Annotated in this window: 24 protein-coding genes and 1 pseudogene; 4 read left to right on the top strand and 21 right to left on the bottom strand. The window is 65.0% G+C overall.

Translation table 11 applies throughout. From position 1 onward, the window contains the following. Positions 1–45: 45 nt before the first annotated feature. From MTBLM5_RS09475 to MTBLM5_RS09465, 3 genes are all read right to left on the bottom strand, one after another. Positions 46–405 (bottom strand): DMT family protein, encoded by a 360-nt coding sequence (locus tag MTBLM5_RS09475; RefSeq protein WP_173975875.1) that lies wholly within the window; start codon positions 403–405, stop codon positions 46–48. 154 nt (positions 406–559) lie between these two features. After that, on the bottom strand, positions 560–2,521 hold the full coding sequence (locus MTBLM5_RS09470; RefSeq protein WP_371814007.1) for a phage terminase large subunit family protein: 1,962 nt from the start codon (positions 2,519–2,521) through the stop codon (positions 560–562). Then, positions 2,502–3,050, bottom strand: a complete 549-nt coding sequence (locus tag MTBLM5_RS09465; RefSeq protein ID WP_173975874.1) for an elements of external origin — start codon at positions 3,048–3,050, stop codon at positions 2,502–2,504. Before MTBLM5_RS09465 ends, MTBLM5_RS09470 begins: the two co-directional genes overlap by 20 nt. Positions 3,051–3,151: 101 nt before the next feature. Here MTBLM5_RS09465 and MTBLM5_RS09460 point away from each other — a divergent pair, with 101 nt between their 5' ends. Next, positions 3,152–3,373 (top strand): hypothetical protein, encoded by a 222-nt coding sequence (locus MTBLM5_RS09460; protein ID WP_173975873.1) that lies wholly within the window; start codon positions 3,152–3,154, stop codon positions 3,371–3,373. A 100-nt stretch (positions 3,374–3,473) separates the two neighbouring features. Continuing rightward, positions 3,474–4,061, top strand: a complete 588-nt coding sequence (locus tag MTBLM5_RS09455) for a DUF3489 domain-containing protein (protein WP_173975872.1) — start codon at positions 3,474–3,476, stop codon at positions 4,059–4,061. Here the strand turns inward: MTBLM5_RS09455 and MTBLM5_RS09450 are convergent. The 18 genes and pseudogenes from MTBLM5_RS09450 to MTBLM5_RS09355 all read right to left on the bottom strand — a co-directional run bounded on the left by MTBLM5_RS09450 (position 4,037) and on the right by MTBLM5_RS09355 (position 16,916). Next, positions 4,037–4,228 (bottom strand): hypothetical protein, encoded by a 192-nt coding sequence (locus MTBLM5_RS09450; protein ID WP_173975871.1) that lies wholly within the window; start codon positions 4,226–4,228, stop codon positions 4,037–4,039. The genes MTBLM5_RS09455 and MTBLM5_RS09450 overlap by 25 nt on opposite strands. Next, a complete protein-coding gene (locus tag MTBLM5_RS09445; RefSeq protein ID WP_173975870.1) occupies positions 4,228–4,497 on the bottom strand; it encodes an HU family DNA-binding protein in 270 nt (89 codons plus the stop codon). Before MTBLM5_RS09445 ends, MTBLM5_RS09450 begins: the two co-directional genes overlap by 1 nt. 66 nt (positions 4,498–4,563) lie before the next feature. Then, positions 4,564–4,773 (bottom strand): hypothetical protein, encoded by a 210-nt coding sequence (locus MTBLM5_RS09440; RefSeq protein WP_173975869.1) that lies wholly within the window; start codon positions 4,771–4,773, stop codon positions 4,564–4,566. Further along, positions 4,770–6,887, bottom strand: coding sequence for a site-specific DNA-methyltransferase (locus tag MTBLM5_RS18905; RefSeq protein ID WP_254430975.1), 2,118 nt, complete (start codon positions 6,885–6,887; stop codon positions 4,770–4,772). Before MTBLM5_RS18905 ends, MTBLM5_RS09440 begins: the two co-directional genes overlap by 4 nt. 323 nt (positions 6,888–7,210) lie before the next feature. Further along, positions 7,211–7,705 (bottom strand): DUF6362 family protein, encoded by a 495-nt coding sequence (locus MTBLM5_RS09420; protein WP_173975868.1) that lies wholly within the window; start codon positions 7,703–7,705, stop codon positions 7,211–7,213. Then, on the bottom strand, positions 7,698–7,895 hold the full coding sequence (locus MTBLM5_RS09415; protein ID WP_173975867.1) for a hypothetical protein: 198 nt from the start codon (positions 7,893–7,895) through the stop codon (positions 7,698–7,700). The genes MTBLM5_RS09420 and MTBLM5_RS09415 overlap by 8 nt, the downstream gene beginning before the upstream one ends. Continuing rightward, positions 7,892–8,310: pseudogene (locus MTBLM5_RS09410) on the bottom strand (hypothetical protein). Before MTBLM5_RS09410 ends, MTBLM5_RS09415 begins: the two are co-directional and overlap by 4 nt. Positions 8,311–8,541: 231 nt before the next feature. Beyond that, on the bottom strand, positions 8,542–8,853 hold the full coding sequence (locus tag MTBLM5_RS09405; protein WP_173975866.1) for a hypothetical protein: 312 nt from the start codon (positions 8,851–8,853) through the stop codon (positions 8,542–8,544). Beyond that, positions 8,850–11,981 (bottom strand): toprim domain-containing protein, encoded by a 3,132-nt coding sequence (locus MTBLM5_RS09400; RefSeq protein ID WP_254430974.1) that lies wholly within the window; start codon positions 11,979–11,981, stop codon positions 8,850–8,852. Before MTBLM5_RS09400 ends, MTBLM5_RS09405 begins: the two co-directional genes overlap by 4 nt. After that, a complete protein-coding gene (locus tag MTBLM5_RS09395; RefSeq protein ID WP_173975865.1) occupies positions 11,890–13,203 on the bottom strand; it encodes an ATP-dependent RecD-like DNA helicase in 1,314 nt (437 codons plus the stop codon). Before MTBLM5_RS09395 ends, MTBLM5_RS09400 begins: the two co-directional genes overlap by 92 nt. Then, positions 13,200–13,964 carry a hypothetical protein gene (locus MTBLM5_RS09390; RefSeq protein ID WP_173975863.1) on the bottom strand — a complete coding sequence of 255 codons (765 nt, stop codon included), beginning with the start codon at positions 13,962–13,964 and terminating at the stop codon, positions 13,200–13,202. Before MTBLM5_RS09390 ends, MTBLM5_RS09395 begins: the two co-directional genes overlap by 4 nt. Positions 13,965–13,972: 8 nt before the next feature. After that, positions 13,973–14,200, bottom strand: coding sequence for a DUF6511 domain-containing protein (locus tag MTBLM5_RS18900; protein WP_254430973.1), 228 nt, complete (start codon positions 14,198–14,200; stop codon positions 13,973–13,975). 140 nt (positions 14,201–14,340) lie between these two features. Beyond that, positions 14,341–14,568: a hypothetical protein gene (locus tag MTBLM5_RS09380; protein WP_173975860.1), complete on the bottom strand. Its 228-nt coding sequence runs from the start codon at positions 14,566–14,568 to the stop codon at positions 14,341–14,343. Next, positions 14,568–15,302: a hypothetical protein gene (locus MTBLM5_RS09375; RefSeq protein ID WP_173975858.1), complete on the bottom strand. Its 735-nt coding sequence runs from the start codon at positions 15,300–15,302 to the stop codon at positions 14,568–14,570. The genes MTBLM5_RS09380 and MTBLM5_RS09375 overlap by 1 nt, the downstream gene beginning before the upstream one ends. Before the next feature lie 13 nt (positions 15,303–15,315). Further along, complete coding sequence (locus MTBLM5_RS09370) at positions 15,316–16,140, bottom strand: ATP-binding protein (RefSeq protein WP_173975856.1); 825 nt, start codon at positions 16,138–16,140, stop codon at positions 15,316–15,318. A 14-nt stretch (positions 16,141–16,154) separates the two neighbouring features. After that, the gene (locus MTBLM5_RS09365) at positions 16,155–16,469 is read right to left on the bottom strand and encodes a hypothetical protein (protein WP_173975854.1); all 315 of its coding nucleotides are present in this window, start codon (positions 16,467–16,469) and stop codon (positions 16,155–16,157) included. After that, a complete protein-coding gene (locus tag MTBLM5_RS09360; protein ID WP_173975852.1) occupies positions 16,466–16,696 on the bottom strand; it encodes an AlpA family transcriptional regulator in 231 nt (76 codons plus the stop codon). Before MTBLM5_RS09360 ends, MTBLM5_RS09365 begins: the two co-directional genes overlap by 4 nt. Then, positions 16,686–16,916, bottom strand: coding sequence for a hypothetical protein (locus MTBLM5_RS09355; RefSeq protein ID WP_173975850.1), 231 nt, complete (start codon positions 16,914–16,916; stop codon positions 16,686–16,688). Before MTBLM5_RS09355 ends, MTBLM5_RS09360 begins: the two co-directional genes overlap by 11 nt. Before the next feature lie 89 nt (positions 16,917–17,005). Here MTBLM5_RS09355 and MTBLM5_RS09350 point away from each other — a divergent pair, with 89 nt between their 5' ends. Then, on the top strand, positions 17,006–17,698 hold the full coding sequence (locus MTBLM5_RS09350; RefSeq protein ID WP_173975848.1) for a LexA family transcriptional regulator: 693 nt from the start codon (positions 17,006–17,008) through the stop codon (positions 17,696–17,698). An 83-nt stretch (positions 17,699–17,781) separates the two neighbouring features. Beyond that, a partial coding sequence (locus MTBLM5_RS09345) for a YcjX family protein (RefSeq protein WP_173975846.1) occupies positions 17,782–19,142 on the top strand: 1,361 nt, incomplete at its 3' end.

The raw sequence follows: 19,142 nt of genomic DNA, 5'->3' as shown, positions 1-19,142 counted from the left end.
CCACTTAAGAGGTAGCCTTAGGAGAGGCCCCTGCTGTGGGGCACATTATGGGATCGGCGCCTTGAAGACGAAAAAGGCACCCAGACAGATGAGCAGAAAACCTATGCCGTGGTTAATGGTGAGCCGCTCGCCAAGGTAGAGCACAGAAAAAAGGGCGAAGACCATGAGGGTGATGACCTCTTGTATGGTCTTCAATTCGGCCGCGGAATAGGTGCCATGGCCGATGCGGTTGGCCGGCACAGCAAAGCAGTATTCAATTAGGGCGATACCCCAGCTTACAAGCACCACCATCCACAGAGGCTTGCTGGTAAATTTTAAGTGGCCGTACCAGGCAAACGTCATGAAGACGTTGGAGATTAGCAAGAGTACGATGGGGACGATACTGCCAGAGGCGGATCCAAACATTAATCGACATTCCTCAATTGGGAACGAGACTTCAGGCCTGCCGAAAGGCGGTATAGCGCGACGATAGCTTCCGTCGCAACAAGATCCTCCCAAGCGAGATCCTGGCTCGGCGCGCCATATCATGAAGCCAAGCTGGCATCCGTGAAATCCGAGATCAGCCCATGTAGCTGGATTGGAACACCCGCCGCGGGCGCCTATTGGCCCGCCGGATCTGACCAGCTTCAGCCTCTTCAGGAGCCATGGCGTCAGGGTTTGCCGCGGCTTCGATCTGAGCCTCCAGATCCCGCCACTTGGCTTCGGGCCAGCGGTCGGAACCGGCAATCCAGGCGGCGGCGCGGGCATAGACCCGGCAATCCAGCGCCTCGTTGCGCTCGCGCAGCTTCTGCCATTCCAGCTTGGAGAAGCCGCGGCGGTTCTTGACCGTCACCAGCTGCTCAGCGACAAACTGCTTGCACCACTCCGAGTCCGCCCACGATGGCAGATGCACCGTTCCGGCCGGGAAACGGACGCCCTCGGCCAGTTCCTCGTCGGTGGGACGCTCGAGGCGGAGGAACCGGTAGGTTTCGGTCTTGAAAGTGGACACCGCCACCGTCCAGAGGCGGGCACCACGGCGCACCTTCTTGCCGCCCTCGGTGGCATCGACCAGGGTCGGGCCGGACACCGGGCTGGAACGGTTGAAGCCCTCGACGCCCTTGATCGGCGAGACCTGGCCGACGCCCATCCGGCGGCCCCAGGTATAGACCGCCGAGGATTCGTAACCGCTGTCGATGGCCAGACGGGCGATCTTCAGGGCCGCGCCGCTGGCATGGGTCCAGGTCTGGCCCAGCACCCGCTCCAGCGCCGCCCAGGTTTCGGCATGTTCCGGCCCGCCGTCGATGACGACATGGTCGACCAGCCAGCTTTCGAGGTTTCGGCCCCAGGCCCAGACGTCGATCTCGACGCGGTCCTTCTGGACGTCGGCCCCGGCGGTGAGGAACAGCCCGCCAGCGGGCACGGTGCCGTTGGTCCAGGTTTCGCGGCGGTCGTAGAGGCGCTGCCAATCGGGAGCCTCGCCGCTCTCGACCCAGGTTTCGCCCAGCACGGTGTTGCGGAACACCCGGAGCGCGTCGTCGGAGCCTTGAGCCGCTTCCCACAGCCGCGCGATGCTCTCCCACGACTGCCAGCCCGGCGGCGAGTACAGCGCCGAGATGTGAAAGCCGACGGTGCCGGGATCCTCGGCTACCGCCGTGGCCCGCCAAACGCCTGCCGCCAGCATGGATGCCTTGGCCGATTCGGTGATCGGCTGGTCGCAGGACTCGCACAGGTAATGGACGGAGGCCGGCTGGCCCTTGTCCCATTTCAGCCGCTCGAACTTCAGCCATTGCATTTCGCCGCAATGGGGGCACGGCACGAAAAAACGGCGCTGGTCCGATGCCTCAAATTCCCGCTCGATCCGCGACAACCCGCGAATCGTGGGCGTTGAGACCAGGAACGCCTTGGCGCGGTGGGCGAAGGTGGCCATGCGGGCGCAGGCCAGCGCCACCGGGTCGCCCTCCTCGTCGGCCGACGCGGGATAGGCGTCCACCTCGTCCAGGAACAGGTAGCGCGCCGGCATGGATCGCAGGCCGACGGCGCTGTTGGCCCCGGTCATCACCAGGGTGCCACCGGGGAAGTCCTTCGACAGCATGGTGTTGCCGGCGTCGCGCGAGCGGGCCGGCTTGACCCGTTCCCGCAGGATGGGGCTTTCGTCGATCAGGGTGTCGATGCGCTGGCGCGAGTTGCGCTTGGCCATCTCGACGGTGGGCTGCACCGCCAGCACCGGGCCGGGGGCATGGTGGATGATGAAGCCGAGAAAGTTGTTGCCAGCCTCGGTCGCCCCGACCTGGGCGCCCTTCATGAACACCACCCGCCGGCAGGGATGTGACGGCGACAGGCAGTCCATGATTTCGCGCAAATACGGCGTGCGCGATGTGCGGTAACGGCCCGGCTCGGCGGAGGCGCGGCTGGACAGCACCCGGTGGCGGTCGGCCCATTCCGACACGGTCAGCAGAGGATCGGGCCGCAATCCGTCACGCCATGCCTGGAGCAGGATGTCCGATCCCCGGAAGCCCAGGGTGTCATCGGAAATTCGGCTCAAGGGCGGCGAGTTCCCCAAGGTGATCCCTCACATAGGTTTCCAGCAGGGTCTGCATGGTGTGGGCGTCGATCCCGGCCTCCAGCGCCATCTGCGCCGCGACCCGGGCTGGCCAGGTGATCCAGGCATCGCGTTCCTGGCGGGCTAGCTTGAACACCAGCGCCGAGGCCCGCGCCCGGTCGACCACCTCCTCCTTGAGGCGATCCACCTGGAGACGGGCTTTCTGCGCCTTGGCCACCTCGTGCATGGTCCGCGCCTGGGCGAAGGTGGCGCCGGAGGGTGCGGGTGGCGGTGGCGATGCTGTCGGCTTCGGACCAGGGGCGGCCAGCGGCGGGGCGATTGCTGCCGTCGGCACCGGGGCCGACGGCATTTTCCTGGCCGGATCGGTCCGGGCATCCCAGGCGGCGTCGGCCTTGGCCGGGTCGATGGTGCCGTCCGGTTCCTGGGGAATGCGCCCCGTCTGCACAGCCTTGCGCACGGCGGTATGGCTGACGCCGCGCCTGCGGGCGTATTCGCGGACGGATAATCCCATGGCTGGAGGTCGCTCGATAAAGCAATGAAAGAAGACACTTATCCGGTTGATGTGTGTCGCCCGCAGAGTGATTGATGGTCCCACGAACAACGGAGGACACCATGAGCAAGCGCGGCGACAACACCCAGGCCATCGACGCCTTCATTGCCAAGAAGGTCGAATTCGACGCCATGCTGGCCCGGCTGCAAACCTTGATCGCCGACCACTTCAACTGGTCCCCGGATGAGATCAACTGGGGCCATGTCGGCACCCTCGGGCATTACGCCGAGATGCTGAAGCGGATCACCGACAGCGCCTTCCACGAGGGCGAATTCGCCGAGTAGCCGATCAGGCTCCGCACCGCCCCGACCGGCTTCACGCTGGCGGGGCTCGGGGTGGTACAGGCGCGGGACTGGCCCGCACTGCACCCCGGAGGGAATCACCATGTCGCTGTCCGATACCCAAGCCGTCATCCTGTCCGTCGCCTGCGCCCGCGAGGGCGGTTGCCTGCTGCCCGTCACCGCGTCCCTGAAGGGCGGCGCCGTCAACATGGTCCTGAACAGCCTGATCAAGAAGGAACTGGCCGAGGAAATCCCCGCCGAACCGGGCGCCCCAATCTGGCGCGAGGACGAGGACGGGACCCCGCTGACGCTCCGCGCCACCGCCGCCGCCTATGTGGCGCTGGGCATCGAGTCCGACACCGCGCCCACGGGCATCGACACGGCGCCGGAAGAGGAACCGGCGACGGACACGGCCGACGCCCCTCAAACCCCTCCCACGGAGGCCCTCGGCGCGCCCGACGCCAAACCCGCCCGCAAGACCCGCGAGGGCACCAAGCAGGAGGCGCTGATCGCCCTGCTGAAGCGTCCCGAGGGGGCCAGCATCGAGGAGATCAGCTCCGAATTCGGGTGGGCGCACCATACGGTGCGGGGCGCCATCGCCGGGGCCTTGAAGAAGAAGCTGGGTCTCGCCGTCACCAGCGAGAAGGTCGAGGGGCGCGGCCGGGTCTACAAGTTGGACGTTGCCGCCTGATGGCGCTCGACCTCGGTCAGCACCATCAGAGCCAGATCGAGGGCCGGCAGATCCCCGGCCCTCGACGCGCTTTCGGCTTCCTCTGCTGCCATCACCACTGCCTTGCTGCCATGTCGCTGGAGCAGGCCGGTCGCCCTGCGCGATACGATGTCAGCGTCGACAGGCATTACAGGCTCTTCTTCAGCGCCGCCGCCGTGCTGAACTTGATGCTCGCGGAGGCGGCAATGTCGATGGCCTCGCCGGTCTTCGGATTGCGGCCCTGACGCGCGGGGCGCTCGGCCTTGGCGAAAGTGCCGAAGCCGATCAGGCGGAAGCTGCCGTCGGTCTTCACACCGTCGATGATGGTGGACAGCATGGCTTCGACGGCGGCATCGGCCTGGGCGGCGGTGCAACCGGTGGCCTCGCGGACGGACTTCGACAGGACGGACTTGGACATGGCTAACGAGACCTTTCTTGGACGCGATTTCGAACAGTAGATTCGAGCGCCCCCGAATCCAAGTCCTCACCGCAACCGCTCGAAGACCCGCCGCAGGACGAAACCGCGCAGCAGGGACACCAGGGCGAAGATCCCGCCGATGGCCAAATCGTCCGAGATGGCGATGCGGATACCGAACAGCGGGAACACCGCCACCTGGGTAGCGACCGCGATGGCGTAGCCGATCACCACGTTGGCGGCGGCCTCGGTCAACGACATGCGGCGGGACTGTCTCACGGCTTCCGCTCTGCGGACAGATCGTCAAAGTTCCGGCCATCGCCATCCAGAACGGCTTTCTGCGCAGTCAGCTTCTGCCAGCGACCGACAATCACGTCGGCATAGGCCGGGTTCAGCTCCATGGCAAAGCAGATGCGCCCTGTGGTTTCGGCGGCGATCACCGTGGTGCCGCTGCCGGCGAACGGCTCGTACACCCCGTCACCCTCTGCGCTGTTGTTGAGGATGGGGCGGCGCATGCATTCCACCGGCTTCTGAGTGCCGTGAACCGTGGCTTCGTCCTCGTCACCATTGTTGCCGATGGCCCACACCGTGGCCTGATCCCGCGCTCCCTGCCAATGGCCGGTGCCGGTCTTGCGCACGGCGTACCAGCAATTATGAGTGATAAGGCCATCCGCGACGTAATGCAGGTCTTTGTCCACGTCCATTGAGTAGACCAGACCACTGAATGGTGTGGCATCATTACCGGTAACAGCAAGCCATTCGAAGTCATCGCCCGTGGTTGGCCTCGGAATCTGCATGATCTTTGCGTGCAAGTTACAGGCCCGCACCAGTCGCGTTGCCTTCCGGGAGAACATCAACTGGTCATCAGCGGCAATGAACGGATGATCCCGCTCAAGGCGATGATCGCGCAGCAGAAGCGTCGCACGCGCGGTAAGAGCACTGAGATTCAGGCTCGCGTAGATGCTGGCAATCATCTCCGGGGACCTTGTACGCTCGGGTGCCCAGCTATCAACCTCCCAATGCGTTGTCGGGATACCGTATCGGCACGACAGAATCTGTTCCATGCATTGTGCTTCGACGGCACTGTCATGCACGGAGACGATCCATGCTTCCTCGGCCTTGTTGTCCGCCAAGCGTGTGGCGAGCCCAAAGCCACGGGAGTTGAACAGCGCCACCCGGCCGACCCGCCACCAATCGCCACGGCGCATGAGGTAGACCACCTGTTTGTCGGAAGCATCTGGGTTTAGGCGCGCCGTGAAACGGTGCTCAGGGGTGGCCCGCGTCACCCGCCCACCAGCCGAGATCGTGTGCATGAACCCTTCAAACTGGCGATCGCCAAACCGAGTGATCTGCCGACCACGGCGACGAACAACGCTCTCGTATGAATTGTAAGACACCACGTAGTCACCGGCGCGCAGAGTCTCGATCGGCACCTCCGCGATCCGGGCCGGCTGGGAGCCGGAGCCGCGCTCAATGACCTTCTGGACCATCGTACCGGCGGGCTGGCAGGGCTCATGCTGCCAGTGGTAATCGCCTCGGCCCAAAACGAAGCGATTTTTCGACCAGATGATCTGGGCGCGGATCTTGAAGTCATTCGCCTCCAGGCTGTCGGCCACGATCTTGGCGAAGATCGCCGCGTGCCAGACATAGGCGACCTCGCCGGGAAACAGCGCCCAGGCCTCGCGCCAGTCGGCACGGTCGTCGTTGGCGACCTTGCCGGTGCGGGCCGATGACGACACCCCGGCTTCGTTCCGCCAGGTGGGATCGTATTGCACCCCGTAAGGTGGATCTGTGGCCATCAGATGCGGTTTTGCCCCGCCCAGCAGGCGCTCCACGTCGGTGGCGCTGGTGCTGTCGCCGCATAGCAGGCGATGCTTGCCCAAGATCCACAGGTCGCCGGGCCGCGTCACCGGATCGGCGGGCGGTTCCGGGATTTCGTCTTCGTCACCTTCTCCCTGGCCGTCGCCTTCGTCATCAAGGGGAGCCATCAGGGCGTCCAACTCCTCGTCGGAGAAGCCGATGACGCCGAGATCGTAGCCGTCGCCGTTCAGCGCGTGCAATTCGGCCGCCAGGGTCTCCTCGTCCCAGCCTGCATTGAGCGCCAGCTTATTGTCGGCCAGGATATAGGCCCGCCGCTGGGCCTCGGTCAGATGGTCGAGGATCACCACCGGCACCGTGTCCAGGCCGAGGGATTTGGCGGCAGCCAGCCGGCCGTGGCCGGCAATGATGTTGCCCTGGCCATCGGCGAGGATGGGATTGGTGAAGCCAAACTCGATGACGCTGGCGGCAATCTGGGCGACCTGGCCGTCCGAATGGGTCCGCGCGTTGCGGTCATAGGGGCGCAGCCGGTCGAGCGGCCAATGCTCGACCGTGTCGGGAAGCGGATGGGGCATGGTGGTGGAAACCTGGAAACGGGGTGGAAACCCGGGCGGGCTTCCAGGGGCCGGTTTCCACCCAGGTTTCCACTTGGCAAAGACGCGAAAGGCGCGGAACGCCTGGGCGCCGCGCCTCTCATGTGGAAACTGGAAACCGAAGTGGAAACCTAGATTTTTCGGCTGTCGCTACCGATATCCGGCGCTGAGCCCTCCCGCATAGGGAAAGGTGCCAGGGAGGAACCAATTCTCCACGGTACGGGTTCTATTGTTTCGCCCGCTCCGGGCGGCGGATCATTTGATAATCCCCGCCGCCCGCGCCTCTCGCGAGCATGACGGGAAGACTACCCTGTCCGGCCCCTTTCGGTCCTGCCGGAAAATGTCTCACTTTCACTTTTCCGCCGCTGGCCCAAGACCTGATCGACGAGGTGGTCGCGGGAGCGCTTGGTCGGCACGGTGCGTCCGCCCAGCCGCCAGGCGATGACGCAGAGCGCGTACATCCAGTGCCGGTGGACAGTGGCACGGGCCAAGCCGACCTTGCCGCAGATGGCCTTCCACCGGTTGCCGTTGGCGCGAAACCAGACGATACGGGCATCGGTGGCGTCGAGCCAGCGCAGCCATTCGAGCGCCTGATCCATGCGGTCGATGGCCGCCGCCGAGGGGGGCGGGCGCCGCAGCGTCACCTCGGCCACGCCGTAGGATTCCCAGTATTCCCGCACGAACGGCGGCCAGGTGCTGGCGTAGCCCTGGACCGTGACGTTGGGCAACCGCCGCAGCACGTCGGCGGCCTCGGCCATGCGGTCTTCGACTTCGGTCGGCGTCAGCTTGATGTCAGCCATGGGACGCCTCCTTGGCGGGACGGTTGCCGTACAGCTTGGCGCCCAACTGGCGGATCAGTTCGCGTTCGGGCCAGGTCAGGCGCTGGTCGTCCTCGGCGATGACCAGAACGCCGCGTTCCCGCCAGCCATCGCGCTTGACCTGCTCGGGATCACGGCGGCTGCCGCCGTAGCCGGGGGGATGCCACCTCATCGCACACCCCCGTGGGTGTCGATGGCCCAGGACAGGATGGCCAGGGCATCGGCCTCATTGTCGTCCTCAGGATTGAACCCGCGCGCCCGCATGGCGGCGATCACCGCGTCCTTGCCGGCATTGCCCTTCCCCGTGGCGTGGCGCTGATGGTGCCGACGGGGACGCCCCGGTAGGGGATGTGGCTAAGTTCACACCACGCGGCGAGATGGGCGAGGAAGCCGCCATAGAGGTGGGCTGCGTCGGTGCCTGCGTGGCGGCGGACCTCCTCGAAGTACACCGTGCCGATGTCCTTGGCGCCGTCATGCAGGTGGTCGAGCCAGGAGCGGAAACGCAGATAGCGCATGCCACCGCCTTCGTATCGGCCGGGACGGAACGCCATGGTGCCGGAGACGATGACGCCGTCGGCAAGCCACATGGCCCAGCCGGTGGTGGTGCCGAGATCGAGAGCGAGGATGCTTGCACCGCGTTCGGTGCCGTCAATGGTCAGCGGCAGCAATGCCGTCGGCGGACTTGCAATGTCGCCCGGAGGGGGCAGAGTCGAGACAGCCATGGTGGCCTCCGTGAAGGGGGATGGTCGTGGTCAGGGCGACGGTGGTTCGTGTTCTTGGCGGGACAGGCCACCGTCGCCCGCCTGTGAGGGAGAGGGTCAGTGTGGAGGGCCGCGGGCCGGCAGTCCCAACCAGATCCGCACCGCTTGCGCCCGGTCCTGGTCCAGCAGCGGGTCGAGGCCGAATTCGTCGAAGATGGCGTCGAAACTGGGCGGCGGCGGGTGGGCAGGCTGCGGGGCGACCGGCGTTCCGAGCAGACGGACGATCTCGGCCTTGTGCTGCCACAACCGGGTGCGCAAGGATTCGGGCAGCGGCTGGGGTGCGGCGAGACGCAGGTTGCCGTCTTCGAGACGGACCATACCGCCGTGATCGGCGACCTCCTGGAGGAGTTGGCGGGCGGCGGCGGTCATATGACCTCCTCCCACCAGCGTTCCGGCGCGGGGGGAACGTTTCTCCCCGGTCCAGGGGCACGTTCCCCACCACGTTCCCCGGCAAAATCGTAATGATTTCCGTCAGGTAGTGGACATGGGGAACATGGGGAACGTTTTTCCGCATCCCCACTCATGTGCGCGTGTGCGCGTGCGCCCGCATGTACGCGGGGTATGGAAAAACGTTCCCCACGTTCCCCACCTTCCCCGGAGCATTGATTTTCCTCACGAAAATCGGGGGAACGTTGGGGGGAACGTTGGCTCTCGCCGTCACAACGTTCCCCACCCTCGTTGATTTCGGGGTGGTCGCAACCTTCCCCACGTTCCCCGGTCTCGAAATCTCCCCCTGGATGACGTTCCCCACCTTCCCCGAAATCCGGGCCTGGAAAACGTTCCCCACGTTCCCCCTGGTCGGGCGCCGCCTGTTCGATGGCGAGATGCCACCGCTGGGCTTGGTGCGAAACGCGGCCGGCGCGCACCCGCAGCTTCATGCTGCCGACGGCGAAGATGCGATCCCGCATCCGTCCGAGGGCCTTGCCCAGGCGGGTGCGCTGGGAGCGGTCCCCGCCGTCGCCCAGTGGCAGCGGCGGCTCACTGGTGAGCGCCACTTGATGCAGGTCGGCGGTGGCCACATCCGCCGTGCCGTGGCGATCCCACCAGGCGCCGATGAAGGCCCGCCAGGTGGCCCCCTCGGCATCGGCGGTCTCGTAGGTCTCGTCCAGGTTGGCCAGGAAACCGGGAACGCCGGCCACATCCAGGAGGCCGCCCATGATCGCCGCCCAATTGTCGAAGCTGCCCAGGCTGCGTTCGCCCTGGCGGGGGCGGCCGGCCGCGATCCATGCCTGGCCGAGCGTCAGACACGCCGCGATGAGGTGGGAACGATTGGCCTTGGTCCAGCCGCGCAGATCCGCATGGCGGAAGTCGCCGGACTTGCGTCGCCAGGGTTGATCGACATGGGCGTCGAGGCGGATGCGAACGATGCGCCGGGCCATCTCGTGGGAGAATTGCGGGTTGTTGCCGGTGGCGACCCAGACGCAGCGGATGGGAAAGCGGGTCATCTCCGAGACGCCCAGCACCCGGTCTTCCCAAGCGGGCATGGTCAGTGCCGCCGACAGGGCGCCCGAATCGAGCTTCAGGTTGAGGTTGTCGATCACCACCATGGCCGGCATCGACCGCAGCTTGGCGGTGAGGCGCTTGCGCCATTCGTCGTCGTCGCGGCCCTCGGCCATGAAGGAGGGCGTGGCGCCCAGCGCGACTTCGGCGATCACCTCGACCATCAGGCTGGCACCGGTGCCGGGCGTCGGCTTCTCGATCATGTGCAGCGGCGTCGGCCCGTCGATCAACTCCCGCATGAACGGCAGCAGCAACAGGGCGAGCGCATGGGCCCGTTCGGCCTCGCAGGTGAACGGGAAATCCCCCAGCAGGTCGTCGAGCAGCATGGTGCGGGCGTCGGCAACATGGGCGGCGGTCGGCTGGGACGGCACCACCGGCGGGACGAAGTCCTCGGGCGGTTCGAATAGCAACCGGGTGGAAGGATGGTAGCCGGGCACCGTCACCAATGTGCCGTCGCGGCCGAAGACCGGCGCGGTGACCACGCCGGCCAGCACCGGCAAGCCCGGATTGGGGGTGGCCAACAGGTTCTTGACCACGGCGATGGGCGGATGGGCGGGTGCCAACTGGTTGCGGGCATCCAGCTTGCTCCAGTCGGCCACCAGCGCGAGGACGTGGCGCAGACGGTTCTCGGTCAGGGCGATGGGCTGGGGCTGGCCTTGGTCATCGCATTCGACCCAGCCGGGATGGCCGCCGACCCGGAATAGCCACGGCGGATTGTTGGCGTCTTCGACGATATCCCAGCAGCGGTTGGTGGCGTCGGCCAGATCGCCGTTGTCGGCGCGCATGCGCGGCAGCAGGCTGGTGGGGGCGACGAAGCCGAGCGGCAGACGGGGATCCCGGCGGCGGTGTTGAGCCGGGTTGTTGGCAGCCAATAGATCGGGCAACGGCGTCCATTCGACCGCCGCCTCGACGGCGGATCGCACGGCTGCCTCCCCTTCGCGCACCAGCAAGTCGTTGAAGTCTTCGCCCTCGGTCGGTGGCAGGGCAATCCACACCCGACGGCCCTCGCGATGAAAGCGGGCGGCGGCGGTTTCGGCGGCGCGCAGGCCGGTGCCGGAGACGTCGTGGTCGGCCAGGATCACCACGCGGCGGACCTCGGGCGGCAGCGCCACGGCCTCCAAATTGCCCGCCGACAGTGTTGCCCAGGCCGGCAGGGCGGGACAGGCGCGCATCACCGCCAGCGTGGTCTCGATACCTTCCGCCAGACCGAGCAGACCGTCGGCGGGCTCGGCCAGCCGGACGGCGCCGCCGGCTACCTTGCCCAGCATCTTGCGGTTCTTGGGGATCGACGCTTTGACCGTGCCGTCGGCGGCCAACCAGGTGCGGTGCAGGCCGAGGGGCGTGCCAACACCATCGCGGATCATCGCCACCATCGCCGGCCAGCCGCTCTTGGTGTCCCAATGGGTGAGATCGGGATGGAACAGCAGGTCGGCGGAACCAACCGGGCCGAGCCCGCGCGCAGCGAGATAGGTGTCGACCAGAGTGCCCCGAGCCGGTTCGGCGCGCGACAGGATGAATTCGATCTCGCGGCTATCGTCGCGGGGCTTCGCCGGAGCGGGCCGGGGCGCCGCTGTCATTGGGGAACTGCCGGCAAGGTCGGCGGCATATTCGAACAATTCCCGCCCGGCGAGGCCGGATGCGTGCTCGATGGTGCTCAACACACCACCGCCCTGGTTGCCATCGAAATCGAACCAGTCGCCAGCCCGATCACCCTTCATGGTGATGACGCAGGAGCCTTGCTTGCGCGGGGCATCGCCGCGGATATTGGCCAGTCTCCAGACGTCGTCCTCGCGCCGCCCGGATGGAAACAGCCGGGGTACCCAGGCAAGGGCGTCGTCCCGCAGGCGGGCCACCACCGCGTCGAGATCGATGCGGTCGGGGCGGAGCGGCGCGGTGTCGTTGAAATCAATAAAGCAGCACCAGCCCTTTCTCCGCCCGGGTGATGGCGGTATAGAGCCAGCGGGCGCGGTCCTCGGCGGTGCGCCCCAGACCATCATCGAACACCACGATGTTCTCCCACTGGCTGCCCTGGCTTTTGTGGCAGGTGATGGCCCAGCCCCAGACCGCCTCGATGGTCTTCTTCTTGGCCCAATGGTCGCGGCGATCACGCTCGGGGTCGGGGGTGACGTGCTCGTCGAAATGCCCCTTGTAGATGCGGAAGCGCTCGGCCTTGTCGCCGCCAGCCCCGATCCGCTGGCCGTCCTCGGTGACCACGGTGGCGGTGAACGAGATGTCGTCCTCGTCCTGGATGTCGGCGAGATCGACGAACATGCCGTTGACTAGGCCGAGATCGTTGCGGTTCTTGAGGCAGATGATTTTCTCACCTCGGCCGTTGGGATAGGTGCCGGGGAAACCGGCTGCCCGTTTCATGGCGAGATTCAATTGCAGCCGGGTGGAATTGCGGCCACAGATGACTTGGCCGCCGCGCAGCATCTGCTCCGGCCCGATCTGATCGCGGCGCATCTTCCAGGCGAAATCGTCGTGTTCGCCATAGGGGATGGGCAGACCCTGGCGGGCCAGGGTGGCCAGCCGGATGATGGCGCTTTCGCCGGCCTGACGGTGGATCTCGGTCAACATCACGTCCGGCGTTTGCTGGGTGAAGGCACCTTCGCCCTTCACCGGCGGCAACTGGCCGGGATCGCCCAGCACCAGGATGGGCTTGCCAAAGGCCAACAGGTCGGTGGCCATTTCCTCGCCGACCATGGAGACCTCGTCCAGCACCAGCAGCTTGGCGTCCTTGACGATGGACTGCTCATTCAGCACGAAGCGGGGCTTGTGGATTTCGGTGAGGCGCAGTTCCAGGCTGCGCAGGCGGGTTTCCTCCATCATCCGGGAGGCCGGCGGCAGCGACGGCAACTGCGCCCTAATGTCGGCGATGTCGCTCTTGATCTTCTCGATCTCGGCCGGCGTCGCCTCGGAGACGCGGTAGATCAGCGAATGGATTGTGGAGGCCGGCGTGCCCTTGCGGCTCATCACCAGCGCCGCCTTGCCGGTGAAGGCAGCATAAAGCACGCCACCGGTGGCGGAGACCGAGCCGTCGGTGTCGCGTTCCATTGTGTCGAGACCGAGTTCGGCGATGGCGTGGCGGACGATGGTGGTCTTGCCGGCACCGGCATAGCCGAACACCCGGAACACTTGCTGGTCCGCGGTGCGGTTGGCGAACCAGTCCTTGACGTCCTCGATTGCCTGGGCCTGAAGGGCGGAGGGGGTGAAGCTCATGGTGTCTGCTCCCAGCAGCGTTGGGCGTAGTCGCAGAAGCGGCACAGCCAGTGATCGGAATTGGCGGCGATGCGGGGTGGTAATTCGCCGGCATCGACGGCGCGCAGGATGGCAACGGCGCGGTCGGACAGGGCCTGGGCGTCGGTGGGATCGAACCGGACGGCCTCGTGGAACAGTTCCTGGGTGTTTTTGTTGAGGGCAGAGAACAGCGTCACCGGCACATCCAGATAGGCCATGTAGATCTGCACCTGCGCCCAATATAGCGGCTTCGACTCCTTCAGTCCCTTCTTGACCAGATGCTCCCAGGAGCGGGCGTTGAGCGCCTTGTGCTCCCATAGCGCCGGCCAGGGGAGGCCGACATCCGGCCCGGCGACGATGACGCCATCGATGTGGCCGCGGATGCGGCCCCCGGCCACGGAGAAGCCGAACTGGCCGCCGTCACGGCGTTCGGTCCGTAGATCGAAGCCGGCGGCGCGCAGCCAGCGGATCGACAGCGTCTCGAACACATGGCCGGCGTCGAAAATGCGCAGCACCTTGCCGTCGAAGCCCCGGCCTTCGTCGGGTGGGGTGGCGTTGATCTCGAAGGCCAGCCTGCGGGCACAGGGTTCGCCGATGCGGCTGGCACCCAGATAGATGCGGGGTGTCTGAGTGCGGCGCTCGGCCAGGAGGGCATCGTCGAGCAGCAGGTTGACCCGTTCGGCGACGCTGCCGATGCCGGTCCCGCCATACACCGCGCCCGATCCGTGGTTGAGGTCGATCATGATTGGCCTCAAAACGGAATCGGGTCGTCGAAGGCGGTGCCGGTGCGCTCCTTGACCCCGGCCTGGCGCTGCATGGACTCGACATAGCCGGTGACGGCGGCCTCGATGAGCCGGTCGATATCCTCGGCGGTTCGGTGAAAGAAGGGCTCCATCAGCCCCAACGCGGTCAGCGCCTCGGCGAAGAGGGGCCGGGCGTCCTTGATGGCCTGGGATTCGCGGGCGGTCTTGTCGATCATGCCGTTCGTCCTTCTCGCGATCTCGGCGCCGGCATTCAGGCAGCGCATCGAGCAGAAGCGGTAATGGGGGTGAAGGTCGTGCCGCAGCCGGTGGACATAGCCGAAACCGCGTCCCTCCCGACCGCACACCGCGCAGAGGCTCACCCCAGCAAGAGCAGGGTCAGGTCCGGGTGCTCGCCCGGCTCCGCCTGGATCCGTTCCGAGGCCAGGACCACGAAGCGGCTGATGGCGTTGGTTGCCATGGACTCCAGGTCGGGCAGGGTCAGGCACCTTATGGGCTGGTGCAGCCTTCCTCTTCCTTCGAGCCATTCGCCAATCGCCTTCGCCGCTTCGCGCGTCACATGGGCCTGCCACTCAGCGTCGGTCATCAGCCGTTCAGCCAAGCCGGGCCGGTGGTTTGAGCGGCGGCGGGAGCGCTGGCCGGTGCCGCCAATTGGCGCGATGCCGGGGCAGCGGTGGTGGCGGGCGCGGCAGCCGCCGCCGGGGCCGGGGCATTCGCCGATTGCTGCCAGGCCGGCTGGCCGGCAGCCTGGGCCTGGGCGGGCTTGCTGTCCTTCTTGCGGGGACTGGGGCTGGGCGGCACATCCTTGCCTTCCATTACCAGCGGCCATTCCTTCTCGTTGGGCAGCACCGGCCGCTCCAGGCGGTTCTTGTCGGCGTAGCGATCGCTGGCCTCGACCATGATCTTGGCGATGAAGGTGATGCCGCCGAGGTCGGCCAATCCGCGCAACTGCCGTTTGGCCTTGGCGGCATCGCTCATGTCGGTGGGGTCGAGGCCGAGAGCGCTGTCGATCATGCCGCGGAACATGCGCTTGGAGATGTTCCAGCCGACCGAGGCGCCCTTCTCATCGACCTTGCCGCCCGACACCGTGAAGCTGTGCCAGAACTTGCGCCGCGCGTGCAGGCCGTCCACCACCGTGAATTCGCAGTCCAGCGACAGCACGTCGCTCTCGGCCGAGCCGGAGTGTTTCAACAGCCCCTTGTCGATGTCGAACGGGCCATCGACACCACCGGGGCGGATGGTCATGGCCACCTTGGCGAAGGTGCCGTCGGGGATGATCTCGCCGCTGCGCAGCGGTTCGGCGTCGTTCAGATCGTACATGGTTGGTCTCCGATCAGATGCGGTTGATCTTGGCGAGCAGCGCGCCGAGGTCGGGCGGCTCGGTCATGTCGAGCCGGCCCGAGTGGTCCTTGGCGGGCAGGCTGAAGGGATTGCCGGCGCGGCAGACGAAGCGGCGTTCCGCACCGGTGTCGGGGGCATGGCGCCAGCCGTCACCGTCGCGGTCGAACAGCGACAGCGTCAGCACCTGATCGACGATGCCGGGCAGTTCGCGCGCAGCCTTGCCGCCTTCCATCTGCGGCTGCCAAGCGACGCGGTTGAAGTCGTCGGTCACCTTTTCCAGTATCCCGACGAAGATCACGGTGCGGCCCGGCGCATGTTGCAGATGCTTCAGCAGCGCGATCACCTCGCGGGCGAGCAGGCCGTAGGCCCCTCTGGTATCCGGTTTGCCGGTCTTCTCGCTGATGGCCTCGGGGCGGGTCTTGGCCCAAGCCATGGCTTGGCGCGTCAGATCGGTAATGCTGTCGACGAAGATGATCCGCTTGGTCGCGATGCTGCGGGCGAGGTCGGGATAGCGGGCCAGCAGGTGCTGATGGTGCCCTTCGGAAAAGAAGCCGTCGGCCGGCACCGAGGGATCGACGCCGCCGATCAGACAGGCGATGTCCAGCGCGTCGGGGAAGGTGCGGATGCCGATGCTGTCGCCATGCCATGCCTGGACGGACTTCAGCCCGGCTTCCAGGTCGAGGCACAGGGTTTCCTCGGGCGGCAAAGTCAGCAACTGGCTGGTCTTGCCGCTGCCGCTCGGGCCGAACAGGGCGATGGTGGTCTTGCCCTGGGCCTCGGTGAGGCGCTGGTCGGCGGTGACGATGCGAAGAGTCATGGGATGCTCCGATGTCAGTAGGATTTTGCTTTGCGAGGCCCAATCGGCTTCTTCGCTAAGTAGCTGTAGTCGTTGTCGCCGTGACGGAGCTGGATCAGGAGGACCCCGCCGTCCTCGGCCGCCTTGCGCACGCGGGAAGCGACTTCGGTGACCTGGCGGCGCAACTGCTCGGGCAGCACCTTGGTGCTGGGCATCCGGTCATGGCCGAGATGGCCACGGTAGTATTCGAGCGTGGCGCCCGGCTGAGCGTCGGCCAACCAGTCGCAGAGAGCGTTCTCGTCGATGGGGCGAGATCCTGGCGTCGGCGCCGGTGGGAAGAAGCCATTCATCGCCGGCAGTCCTTGTTCTCAAGCATCATGGCGGGAGTGGAGCTGCGGAGCCGTTCGGTCTCGTAGGCGATCACATCGGCGATCCGATAGGCGACCTTGCCCCCCAGCTTCAGAAAGCGAGGGCCTTTGCCGCGCCAGCGCCACTTCTCCAACGTGCGAGGGCTCACGCCCCACCGGCGTGATAGCTGGACCTGATTGATGTGAGAGATAGGACGATCAGTCGTCATTCTTCCTATTCCTTGCCGTTCGCGGGACGGTCGTTTCGATCATCCGAATGAAGGTCATCACCTTGTCGGCGGTCGCCAATGTCGGTGAGCGGCCGCGTCGCAAGCCGAGCACAAACGAAGGATCGCCAACGGCTTGACGCCCAAACTCGGTGGGCTTGAAGCCGCTATTGGCGAGGAAGGCCTCGACGGTGGCGCGGAACTGTTCGCTTAATGTGCTCATGATAGGAAATATAAAATCCGCATGCGCCTCTTGCGTCAAACGGAAAAGATTGTTAATTTCCTACACAGCCGAATCAATGGGATACCCGCATGGACCTCGACCCTGTTCGCCTCCGCCTGCTCCAACTGGTGCAAGAGCAGAAGACCGATCTGAAAAATCTCTCGCTCGCGATCGGGCGCAATGCCGCCTATCTGCACCAGTTTGTATTTCGGGGAACGCCGAAAATTCTGGCTGAAGACGTCCGCCAGGCGTTGGCGGAGCAATTGGCCGTCGATGAGGACGAACTGCGCCACTCGCAGGTTCCAGCCCGCAAGCCCCGGTCGCCGAGCCAACGTGATGATGCCGGGCCTGCTCTCCCGGATGGGTTCCTGCCAGTGTCCGAGATCGATGTTCGTGCTTCAGCGGGATACGGGGCTGTCCATGACGGCTTGGAAGAAACCAAGGCGACCTGGCTATTTCCCGATGCGGTGGTCCGCCATGAATTCCGGGCTCAGCCCAGCGACCTTCGCATGATCACCATCACCGGCGATTCCATGGAACCGTTACTGTCCAGTGGGGATCGCATCATCATCGACACCAGTCAGAAGGTGCCGGTGCCGCCGGGGATCTTTGTCATCTGGGATGGCATGGGGCTGGTGACCAAGCGGATCGAGCATATTCCTCACTCAGATCCACCCACTGTTGTCATCCGGTCAATCAACCCGGAGTACCAGACCTACGAGCGCACCGCCGACGAGGTCAACATCATCGGGCGCGTTATTTGGGCGGCAAAGCGGTTTTAATGGAAACAGCTCGCCAAGCTGTTTCTCTGCTGACTCTTTGATTGAAGTTTATGCTGAGCAGGCATTGCTACAGGGGTAATTAGATGATTAAGAACTATGGCAAAAACGCTATCACGAGAATCATGGATAGCGCAGACCATGCCATGGGCCGCCGTGCTGATATCGCGGTCACCGGGCTGCGGCGAGCTGGGAAAACTGTCTTTGTCGCATCTTTGATCCGTAACATGCTGGCGAGAAGTCGGAACCCTGATGTACTTCCCGGCTTCAGCCCCGTGATCGTCGGTGTCAAAGAGGAACCGGCGGGCATCGCTGATTTGCCCCCATTTCAAACTGAAAAATACTTCCGGGATTTGCAGGCAGATCCGCCGCGCTGGCCGAAAGCCACAGACTCGATCTCACGAACCGAGCTGAAAATTCGCTACAAGCGCGAGAGAAGCATTACGAACCCGTTGGGCAAGGATGGCATCCTGACGCTAGGCATCATCGATTACCCAGGGGAATGGCTAAATGACGTCCAACTGCTCCACCTGAGTTTTGAGGAATGGTCGCGACAAACGCTATCCCGGTTGCGAACAGGAGAAATCTCAAGCGTCGCCACGCATTTCCTGGGCTTCCTGTCCACCGTCAACGGTAACAGTCGAACCGACATCGACCCGCTCTCCCGGCGAGGCCATGAACTTTACAAAGACGTATTGTTCAAGATGCGCGATGAACTCGGCTTGTCGTTTCTGCAACCGGGGCGGTTCATCATGCCCGACGGGGGAGGCGACAAGCCTCTCCTGTGGTTCTTTCCAATGGAGCCCCCACCTGAGGGGGGCAACGCAGGGAAAGGCACACTATGGGACACCCTCGCACAGCGCTACCAGGCGTACTGCGACAAGATCGTAACCGGCTTCCTTCGTGAAACCTTCGATCGATGCAATCAACAGATTGTTCTTGTCGATTTGCTAACGGCACTTAACGGTGGACAAGTTGTTTTCGACGATGCCTGCGAAGCCCTCAGCACGGCCCTTGATGCACTTGGATTTGGCAGGTCACGGTGGTGGAAGTTGCCATGGATGCAGCAGCGTAAATTCGATCGAGTGCTTTTCGCGGTTACCAAGGCGGATCATGTGCCGAAAAGTCAGCGCCATGCTCTTGAACGCCTGCTGGAGAATATCATCGGCAACCGGAGCTCACACGATCTTGCTGACGGCTCTCACGTACAAACGATGGCGCTGGCTTCCGTTCTGTGCACCAAGGATGACAAGGTGCTGGTTGATGTTGGAGAGATCGATGTCGTGGTTGGAAAACCCATCGACAGCGACAAGGGTTTGAAAATCTACCCAGGCGTCATTCCAACCGACCGTCCGCGTCCGGATTATTGGTCCCGTACTGCCATCCGCTACCCAGTCTTTTGCCCCCCACAGCTCGACGGAGGTGCGTTCGGAGGCATACCCAACTG

Origin of the sequence: Magnetospirillum sp. LM-5, assembly GCF_902729445.1 — a bacterium.
Classification (GTDB): domain Bacteria; phylum Pseudomonadota; class Alphaproteobacteria; order Rhodospirillales; family Magnetospirillaceae; genus Magnetospirillum.
This window is presented reverse-complemented; position numbering and strand designations above follow the sequence as displayed.

Excerpts from the sequence above, each read along its gene's own strand:
- MTBLM5_RS09360 (WP_173975852.1), bottom strand. The coding sequence starts at position 16,696 with ATGACGACTGATCGTCCTATCTCTCACATCAATCAGGTCCAGCTATCA.
- MTBLM5_RS09455 (WP_173975872.1), top strand. The coding sequence starts at position 3,474 with ATGTCGCTGTCCGATACCCAAGCCGTCATCCTGTCCGTCGCCTGCGCC.
- MTBLM5_RS09450 (WP_173975871.1), bottom strand. The coding sequence starts at position 4,228 with ATGCCTGTCGACGCTGACATCGTATCGCGCAGGGCGACCGGCCTGCTC.
- MTBLM5_RS09465 (WP_173975874.1), bottom strand. The coding sequence starts at position 3,050 with ATGGGATTATCCGTCCGCGAATACGCCCGCAGGCGCGGCGTCAGCCAT.
- MTBLM5_RS09395 (WP_173975865.1), bottom strand. The coding sequence starts at position 13,203 with ATGAGCTTCACCCCCTCCGCCCTTCAGGCCCAGGCAATCGAGGACGTC.
- MTBLM5_RS18905 (WP_254430975.1), bottom strand. The coding sequence starts at position 6,887 with ATGCCCCATCCGCTTCCCGACACGGTCGAGCATTGGCCGCTCGACCGG.
- MTBLM5_RS09475 (WP_173975875.1), bottom strand. The coding sequence starts at position 405 with ATGTTTGGATCCGCCTCTGGCAGTATCGTCCCCATCGTACTCTTGCTA.
- MTBLM5_RS09380 (WP_173975860.1), bottom strand. The coding sequence starts at position 14,568 with ATGACCGACGCTGAGTGGCAGGCCCATGTGACGCGCGAAGCGGCGAAG.
- MTBLM5_RS09400 (WP_254430974.1), bottom strand. The coding sequence starts at position 11,981 with ATGATGGTCTGGGGCGCACCGCCGAGGACCGCGCCCGCTGGCTCTATA.
- MTBLM5_RS09405 (WP_173975866.1), bottom strand. The coding sequence starts at position 8,853 with ATGACCGCCGCCGCCCGCCAACTCCTCCAGGAGGTCGCCGATCACGGC.
- MTBLM5_RS09355 (WP_173975850.1), bottom strand. The coding sequence starts at position 16,916 with ATGAGCACATTAAGCGAACAGTTCCGCGCCACCGTCGAGGCCTTCCTC.
- MTBLM5_RS09390 (WP_173975863.1), bottom strand. The coding sequence starts at position 13,964 with ATGATCGACCTCAACCACGGATCGGGCGCGGTGTATGGCGGGACCGGC.
- MTBLM5_RS09350 (WP_173975848.1), top strand. The coding sequence starts at position 17,006 with ATGGACCTCGACCCTGTTCGCCTCCGCCTGCTCCAACTGGTGCAAGAG.
- MTBLM5_RS09365 (WP_173975854.1), bottom strand. The coding sequence starts at position 16,469 with ATGAATGGCTTCTTCCCACCGGCGCCGACGCCAGGATCTCGCCCCATC.
- MTBLM5_RS09375 (WP_173975858.1), bottom strand. The coding sequence starts at position 15,302 with ATGTACGATCTGAACGACGCCGAACCGCTGCGCAGCGGCGAGATCATC.
- MTBLM5_RS09415 (WP_173975867.1), bottom strand. The coding sequence starts at position 7,895 with ATGAGGTGGCATCCCCCCGGCTACGGCGGCAGCCGCCGTGATCCCGAG.
- MTBLM5_RS09445 (WP_173975870.1), bottom strand. The coding sequence starts at position 4,497 with ATGTCCAAGTCCGTCCTGTCGAAGTCCGTCCGCGAGGCCACCGGTTGC.
- MTBLM5_RS09460 (WP_173975873.1), top strand. The coding sequence starts at position 3,152 with ATGAGCAAGCGCGGCGACAACACCCAGGCCATCGACGCCTTCATTGCC.
- MTBLM5_RS09370 (WP_173975856.1), bottom strand. The coding sequence starts at position 16,140 with ATGACTCTTCGCATCGTCACCGCCGACCAGCGCCTCACCGAGGCCCAG.
- MTBLM5_RS18900 (WP_254430973.1), bottom strand. The coding sequence starts at position 14,200 with ATGATCGACAAGACCGCCCGCGAATCCCAGGCCATCAAGGACGCCCGG.
- MTBLM5_RS09420 (WP_173975868.1), bottom strand. The coding sequence starts at position 7,705 with ATGGCTGACATCAAGCTGACGCCGACCGAAGTCGAAGACCGCATGGCC.